Raw genomic sequence first — 6858 nt, forward strand, 5'->3', positions numbered from 1 at the left:
TCATCCGCCTTCTCGGCATCGCCCTTGCCGTCGTCGTGGCTGTCCTGACCCTGAGCTTCGTGGCTGACAGAATCATTGTCGACGCCTGCATTGCCTCCCTGGGTGCTGGAATGCTCGACCGAATCGTTGTCCGCGCCGGACCTGTCCTCGGCCGTGTCGCCGGCCGAGTTGGCGTGAAGGTTGACCGCGCCCTGCGTGTTGACGGTCCTGTTCACCTGGGCATAGGAAGCAGCCGCCCCCAGCATCAGGATTGTCGCTGCAAGGCTCAATTTCGTGCGCATGTCGTGTTCCTTTTGTGCTTGGCACCGGATCGTCCCGGCGTCTTGCAAACCTAGCAATCCAAGGTGGCCGCAGCCCATTGGACCACGGGACCAGGATCGGCGCGATAAACGAAAGTGCCATGCTGAAAACACGAAAGAAAAACAGACCTGGGAGGTCGCCCCGGCCGATTGCGGAGAGCCTGTTGCGCCTGGCCCCCTCATGCGGTGCCCCGGCCATGGCGCGATTCGCGGATGCGTGGGTTCAGGCCCGGATATCGACACCCAGATGCTTGGCAACGGTGAAGATGTCCTTGTCGCCGCGACCGCACATGTTCATCACGATCAGATGATCCGCCGGCAGATCGGGCGCGATCTTCATCACATGGGCCAAAGCGTGGCTGGGTTCGAGCGCCGGGATGATGCCCTCGGTCTCGCAGCACAATTGGAACGCTCTCAACGCCTCGTCGTCGGTGATGCTGACATATTGCGCCCGGTTCACGTCCTTCAGCCAGGCATGTTCCGGCCCGATGCCGGGATAATCCAGCCCGGCGCTGATCGAATGGCCTTCCAGAATCTGCCCGTCCTCGTCCTGCAACAGATAGGTGCGGTTGCCATGCAGCACCCCCGCGCGCCCGCCGGTCAGGCTGGCGCAATGCTGCATCCGGTCATCCACGCCCTTGCCGCCCGCCTCGACGCCGATGATCGCGACCTCGCTGTCGTCGAGGAATGGGTAGAACAGGCCCATCGCGTTCGATCCGCCCCCAATCGCCGCAATGATCGTGTCGGGCAGACGCCCCTCGCGCGCGAGGATCTGTTCGCGCGCTTCCTTGCCGATGATCGACTGGAAATCGCGGACCATGGCGGGATAGGGATGCGGCCCCGCCACGGTACCGATGCAGTAGAAAGTGTCGCGGACATTGGTGACCCAGTCGCGCAGCGCATCGTTCATGGCATCCTTCAACGTGCCGCGACCGCTGGTGACGGGGATCACGTCGGCGCCCAGCAGGCGCATCCGGAACACGTTGGGCGCCTGCCGTTCGACATCATGCGCGCCCATGTAGACCACGCATTGCAGACCGAACCGGGCGCAGACCGTGGCGGTCGCCACGCCGTGCTGGCCCGCCCCCGTTTCGGCGATGATCCGGGTCTTGCCCATCCGCCGGGCCAGAAGGATCTGGCCCAGCACGTTGTTGATCTTGTGCGCGCCCGTATGGTTCAATTCGTCGCGCTTCATGTAGATGCGCGCCCCGCCCAGCCGTTCGGACAGCCGCTCGGCATGATAGAGCGGCGAGGGGCGACCGACATAATGGGTCCAGAGATCATCCATCTGCGCCCAGAAATCGGCGTCGGTCTTGGCGCGTTCGTATTCGGCCTCCAGTGACAGGATCAGCGGCATCAGCGTCTCGCTGACGAAACGGCCGCCATAGATGCCGAAGCGGCCCTGTTCATCGGGGCCGGTCTTGAAGCTGTTCACCAGATCGTCGGCCATGGGTCTGCCTTCACGGTTGGATTCGGGTATTGGGACAACGAAGAAGTCCAGAGGGTTTCTTATAACCGATATGGCCGGGCGTGAAGCCCGGGCGGTCACAGAAGCGCCGCGCACCCGTCCGGGTCGGGTTGCTGGTGAACCGGATCAGGGCGCAGCCTTCGGTGCGGGCGCGGTATTCGGCGTCGCGCATCAATGCCTCGCCAAGGCCACGACTGCGAAGATCCGGGGCGACGCACACGCCCTCGATCTGCGCGCGGCGGTTCAGACCAGCGGCGGGCTTATCCGGCGGCCCGGATGAAATCGCGGATCAGGTCGTGATCCTTGATCCCGGGCGCGGCCTCGACGCCGGAACTGACATCGACGGCCGGCGCGCGGGTCAGGCGGATCGCCTCGGCCACGTTCTGCGGCGTCAGCCCGCCCGCGAGAAACCAGGGCCGCAGCCAGCGCCGCGCGGAAAGCAGGTGCCAGTCGAAGGCCAGGCCGTTGCCGCCTGGCAGAACCGCGCCCTTTGGCGGCTTGGCATCGACCAGCAGCAGATCGGCGACCAGTCCGTAATCGGTCAGCGCCGACAGATCCTCGGGACCGGAGACGCCCACGGCCTTCATCACGGGCAGGCCGGTCCGGGCCCTGATCGCGGAAACGCGGCCGGGCTGTTCGGTGCCGTGAAGCTGGATCATGTCCAGCGGCGCGGTGGACAGCACCTGATCCAGCGTCGCGTCGTCGGGATTCACGAACAGGCCGACCCGGGCTATTCCGGGCGGGACGACATCGGCCAGCGCCGCAGCCTGGTCAGGCGTCACCGCGCGGGGCGATCCGGCGAAGAAGACGAAGCCCAGGTAATGCGCGCCGGCCTCGACGGCGGTTCTGACATGTTCCCTTTCGCGCAGCCCGCAAATCTTGACCTGCGTCACGGCGATCTATCGCGAACTGGCGGGCAGCGACGTGCCGGGGGCGGGCTGGGCCGAGGCGCCGGAGCGCGGCGGCGTCGTGCTGGTCTTCGGTCGATCCAGGATCGCCAGCACCTCGTCGCGTGGCGCGGCATGGCGGTGGCGCAGTCCGCCGACCTCGTTTTCCAGCCGGGCGACCTCGGCGCTGCGCTGACGCGCCTCGCGGCGGATATGGGTTTCGCGCAGATATTCCCAGACCAGCCCGGCGAGCATCCCGACCGCGAAGGCCAGGAAAATGACGAAGAACAGGGGCAGGTTGACCGACCAGGTTCCGCCCAGGAATTGCCCGAAATTCGCCGGAAAGGCCGACAGCGTCACCATCTGGCGATTGGCGAGGGCGACCGCGATCAGCACGATGGCCAGAAGGGCTACGAACAGCAGACGGATGAAGCGCATGGGTGATCCTCGGATGGGGGCGCGCGGCGATGCGCGACGCGATCATCCCCGTTCTACGCCGGTCAGGCCTCGCCGTTCAACCGATCACGCAGCAATTTGCCGGTCTTGAAGAAGGGCACGTGCTTTTCGTCGACATCAACGGATTCGCCCGTGCGCGGATTGCGGCCGGTGCGGGCGTCGCGCTTCTTGACCGAAAATGCGCCGAAGCCGCGCAGTTCCACCCGATCGCCCCGTGCCATCGCGTCGATGATCTCCTCGAAGACCGTATTCACGATCCGCTCGACATCGCGCCTGAAGAGATGCGGATTTTCGTCGGCAATCTTCTGGATCAATTCGGAACGGATCATCATGCCCCCCTGATGTTTGCTGCTGTCCAGGCCGCCAAGGCAGACCGAACCCTGTGACCGAAAGCAACGCACGAAAACACCCACAAGTTTCCTAGCGATGCCAGCTTTGACGTTTTCGCGCAAGCTGCTTGTTTCGGCCAAGCCCTGAAAACTGCTGGGGAAAACGCCAGAATGACGTCAGGTACACGCCCCGGTTCAGGCAAGGAAGAACCCGCCCGCGGCGGTGGCCGGGGCGGGTGTCGGGTCGTGGGACGGGCGCGCCTACTTGTCGCGGTTCAGCGCGGCGCCCAGGATATCGCCCAGCGACGCACCCGAATCCGAGCTGCCATAGGTGTCGATCGCTTCCTTTTCCTCGGCGATCTCGCGGGCCTTGATCGACAGACCCAGGCGGCGGGTCTTGGTATCGATATTGGTGACGCGCGCATCCACCTTGTCGCCGAGCTGGAACCGCTCGGGACGCTGGTCCTGACGATCACGGGCCAGATCGCTGCGGCGGATGAACGACTTGACGCCATTATATTCCACCTCGATGCCACCATCCTCGATGGCGCTGACCACGGCCGTCACGATCGAGCCACGCTTCACGCCGTCGACCGCCTCGGCCATATGCTCGTTCTCGAGCGCCTTGATCGACAGGCTGATCCGTTCTTTCTCGACATCCACGTCCTGGACGACGGCCTTGACCATGTCGCCCTTGCGGAAGTCCTGGATGGCATCCTCGCCGCGCGCGTCCCAGCTGATGTCGGACAGATGGACCATGCCGTCGATATCGCCTTCCAGGCCCACGAACAGACCGAATTCGGTGATGTTCTTGACCTCGCCCTCGATGACGGTGCCGGTCGGATGGGTTTCGGCGAAAACCTCCCACGGGTTGCGCATGGTCTGTTTCAGACCCAGCGAGACGCGGCGCTTGGCTTCGTCGATCTCCAGCACCATCACTTCGACTTCCTGAGAGGTCGAGACGATCTTGCCCGGATGGACGTTCTTCTTGGTCCAGCTCATTTCGCTGACATGGACCAGACCCTCGACACCGGCCTCCAGTTCCACGAAGGCACCGTAATCGGTGATGTTGGTCACGCGGCCCTGATGGACGCTGCCCAGCGGGAACTTGTCGGTGACGGTATCCCAGGGATCGGCCTGAAGCTGCTTCATGCCCAGGCTGATGCGGTGGCTGTCCTTGTTGATCTTGATGACCTGAACCTTCACCGTCTCGCCGATCGACAGGATCTCGGAGGGGTGGTTCACGCGGCGCCACGCCATGTCGGTGACGTGCAACAGGCCATCAACACCACCCAGATCGACGAAGGCGCCGTATTCGGTGATGTTCTTGACGACGCCGTCGACCGTCTGACCCTCGGTCAGGTTGGCGATGACCTCGGCGCGCTGTTCGGCACGCGATTCTTCCAGAATGGCGCGACGCGACACGACGATATTGCCGCGGCGACGATCCATCTTCAGGATCTGGAACGGCTGTTTCAGACCCATCAGCGGGCCGGCATCGCGCACCGGACGCACATCGACCTGCGAGCCTGGCAGGAAGGCCACGGCGCCGCCCAGATCGACGGTAAAGCCGCCCTTGACGCGACCGAAGATGGCGCCCTCGACGCGCTCTTCATCGGCATAGGCTTTTTCCAGACGGTCCCAGGCTTCCTCGCGGCGGGCCTTTTCGCGGCTGATCGAGGCTTCGCCGCGGGCGTTTTCCACGCGGTCCAGATAGACCTCGACCTCGTCGCCGACGGTGATGTTGGCCTCTTCGCCGGGATTTGCAAATTCTTTCAGATCGACGCGGCCTTCCATCTTGTAGCCGACATCGATGATGGCCTGACCCGCCTCGATGGCGATGACGCGGCCCTTGACGACGCTGCCCTCATCGGGCGTGTCCATGTCGAAGCTTTCGTTCAGGAGGGCTTCGAATTCCTCCATCGTCGCTTTAGCGCACATATATGATCGGTTTCCTTTGGTTCGATTTCACTGGCCTGACGGTTGGCTCCGCCGGTCTTTATGATGCCCGTCGCGGCAACGACAAAGGGTCGCGGCACGATGCCCGACCCGTTCCCATGCGGCCTGTTCTGACCCTGTCGCCCGATTGACTGGATCGGATATAGTCAGGAAAGACGCGAAACTCAACGGGGAAAGTGCCTTGCGACGCTGATCGGACGACAAGGCGGCGAACGATCGTCCCGATATGTCGGGACGGAAATATCGCTTGCCTGCCGAGGCAGGATTCCGTTAGGTTCGGGCGGATATTACGACATGCCGAGATCCGAATGCGCCCGTTCCTGATCGCCGCGGCTTTCGTGGCCGCGCTGCCCGCCCATGCCGGCGATGTCACCGTCTTCGCGGCGGCCTCGCTGAAGACCGCGCTGGACCTGATCGCCGCCGACTTCACCACGAAGACCGGCGATCGGGTGGCGATATCCTATGCCGGATCGGGACAATTGGCCCGACAGATCATCGCCGGGGCGCCGGCGGACCTGTTCATCTCGGCCAATGTCGCCTGGATGGACGAGGTCCAGGACGCGGGTCTGGTGGCCGATGGCGCGCGCAAGGATCTGCTGGGCAACAGGCTGGTGCTGATCGCCCCTGCAAGGAAGGATGGTGCGCCGCCGGTCGAGATCGGACCCGACACCGATCTGCAAGGATTGCTGGAGGGCGGCAAGCTGGCCATGGCGCTGGTCGATGCCGTGCCGGCCGGGCAATATGGCAGGGCGGCGCTGGTCAATCTGGGGTTGTGGGACGATGTGCGGGCCGACGTGGCGCAGGCCGACAATGTGCGCGCAGCCCTGGCACTGGTTTCGGCCGGGGAGGCGCCGTTGGGCGTGACCTATGCGACCGATGCCGTGGCCGACCCCGATGTCAGCGTGGTGGGCACCTTTCCAGCCGGCAGTTATCCACCGATCATCTACCCGGCCGCCTTGCTGAAGAACGCCGATGACGCCTCGGCGCGGTCCTTTTATCAGGCGCTGTCGGGAAAGGCCGCCGGGCAGATCTTCGAGGCTCAGGGCTTCAGGATGCTGAACTAGCGTGCCGGACTGGCTGTCCCCGCAGGAATGGCAGGCGGTCGCGCTGTCGCTGAAGGTCTCGGCGGTGGCGGTGCTGGCCAGCCTGCCGCCGGGTTTGCTGGTGGCCTATGCGCTGGCGCGCTGGCGGTTTGCGGGCCGCGGGCTTCTGAACGGGCTGGTCCATCTGCCGCTGGTCCTGCCGCCGGTCGTGACCGGCTATCTGCTGCTGCTGACCTTCGGCCGGCGCGGCAGCATCGGTGCATTCCTCGACCAGTTCGGCATCGTCTTCGCCTTTCGCTGGACGGGCGCGGCGCTGGCCGCTGCGATCATGGCCTTTCCGCTGATGGTCCGCGCGATCCGGCTGGCCATCGAGGCGGTGGACCCGAAACTGGAACAGGCCGCCTCGACGCTGGGCGC

At 64.6% G+C, this 6858-nt stretch carries 9 protein-coding genes; 2 read left to right on the forward strand and 7 right to left on the reverse strand.

All coding sequences use genetic code 11. The annotated features are described in order from the left end of the window. From B4L36_RS01130 to rpsA, 7 genes are all read right to left on the reverse strand, one after another. Window positions 1–281 (reverse strand): hypothetical protein (locus B4L36_RS01130; protein WP_292951039.1); only part of this gene is annotated, 281 nt, incomplete at its 3' end. A gap of 241 nt (window positions 282–522) precedes the next feature. Further along, on the reverse strand, window positions 523–1749 hold the full coding sequence (gene trpB, locus B4L36_RS01135) for a tryptophan synthase subunit beta (RefSeq protein ID WP_292951041.1): 1227 nt from the start codon (window positions 1747–1749) through the stop codon (window positions 523–525). Window positions 1750–1759: 10 nt separating this feature from the next. Continuing rightward, window positions 1760–2050, reverse strand: coding sequence for a GNAT family N-acetyltransferase (locus B4L36_RS01140; protein ID WP_349675816.1), 291 nt, complete (start codon window positions 2048–2050; stop codon window positions 1760–1762). After that, window positions 2028–2666, reverse strand: a complete 639-nt coding sequence (locus B4L36_RS01145) for a phosphoribosylanthranilate isomerase (RefSeq protein ID WP_292951055.1) — start codon at window positions 2664–2666, stop codon at window positions 2028–2030. Before B4L36_RS01145 ends, B4L36_RS01140 begins: the two co-directional genes overlap by 23 nt. Next, entirely contained in the window at window positions 2667–3092 is a 426-nt protein-coding gene (locus B4L36_RS01150; protein ID WP_292951043.1) for a LapA family protein, read from the reverse strand. It lies immediately after the preceding gene. A 62-nt stretch (window positions 3093–3154) separates the two neighbouring features. Then, window positions 3155–3439 carry an integration host factor subunit beta gene (ihfB, locus tag B4L36_RS01155; RefSeq protein ID WP_292951045.1) on the reverse strand — a complete coding sequence of 95 codons (285 nt, stop codon included), beginning with the start codon at window positions 3437–3439 and terminating at the stop codon, window positions 3155–3157. A gap of 261 nt (window positions 3440–3700) precedes the next feature. Next, window positions 3701–5380, reverse strand: a complete 1680-nt coding sequence (rpsA, locus tag B4L36_RS01160) for a 30S ribosomal protein S1 (RefSeq protein WP_292951047.1) — start codon at window positions 5378–5380, stop codon at window positions 3701–3703. Window positions 5381–5706: 326 nt separating this feature from the next. On the opposite strand from rpsA, the gene modA reads away from it, so the two are divergent. After that, window positions 5707–6462 carry a molybdate ABC transporter substrate-binding protein gene (gene modA / locus B4L36_RS01165; RefSeq protein WP_292951049.1) on the forward strand — a complete coding sequence of 252 codons (756 nt, stop codon included), beginning with the start codon at window positions 5707–5709 and terminating at the stop codon, window positions 6460–6462. Window position 6463: 1 nt separating this feature from the next. Continuing rightward, on the forward strand, window positions 6464–6858 hold a 395-nt coding region (locus B4L36_RS01170; RefSeq protein WP_292951051.1), incomplete at its 3' end, for an ABC transporter permease subunit.

The sequence above is a fragment of the Paracoccus sp. UBA889 genome, from assembly GCA_002294185.1.
Classification (GTDB): domain Bacteria; phylum Pseudomonadota; class Alphaproteobacteria; order Rhodobacterales; family Rhodobacteraceae; genus Paracoccus.

Coding starts and splice junctions, on each gene's coding strand:
- trpB (WP_292951041.1), bottom strand. CDS start 1,749: ATGGCCGACGATCTGGTGAACAGCTTCAAGACCGGCCCCGATGAACAG.
- B4L36_RS01150 (WP_292951043.1), bottom strand. CDS start 3,092: ATGCGCTTCATCCGTCTGCTGTTCGTAGCCCTTCTGGCCATCGTGCTG.
- ihfB (WP_292951045.1), bottom strand. CDS start 3,439: ATGATCCGTTCCGAATTGATCCAGAAGATTGCCGACGAAAATCCGCAT.
- rpsA (WP_292951047.1), bottom strand. CDS start 5,380: ATGTGCGCTAAAGCGACGATGGAGGAATTCGAAGCCCTCCTGAACGAA.
- modA (WP_292951049.1), top strand. CDS start 5,707: ATGCGCCCGTTCCTGATCGCCGCGGCTTTCGTGGCCGCGCTGCCCGCC.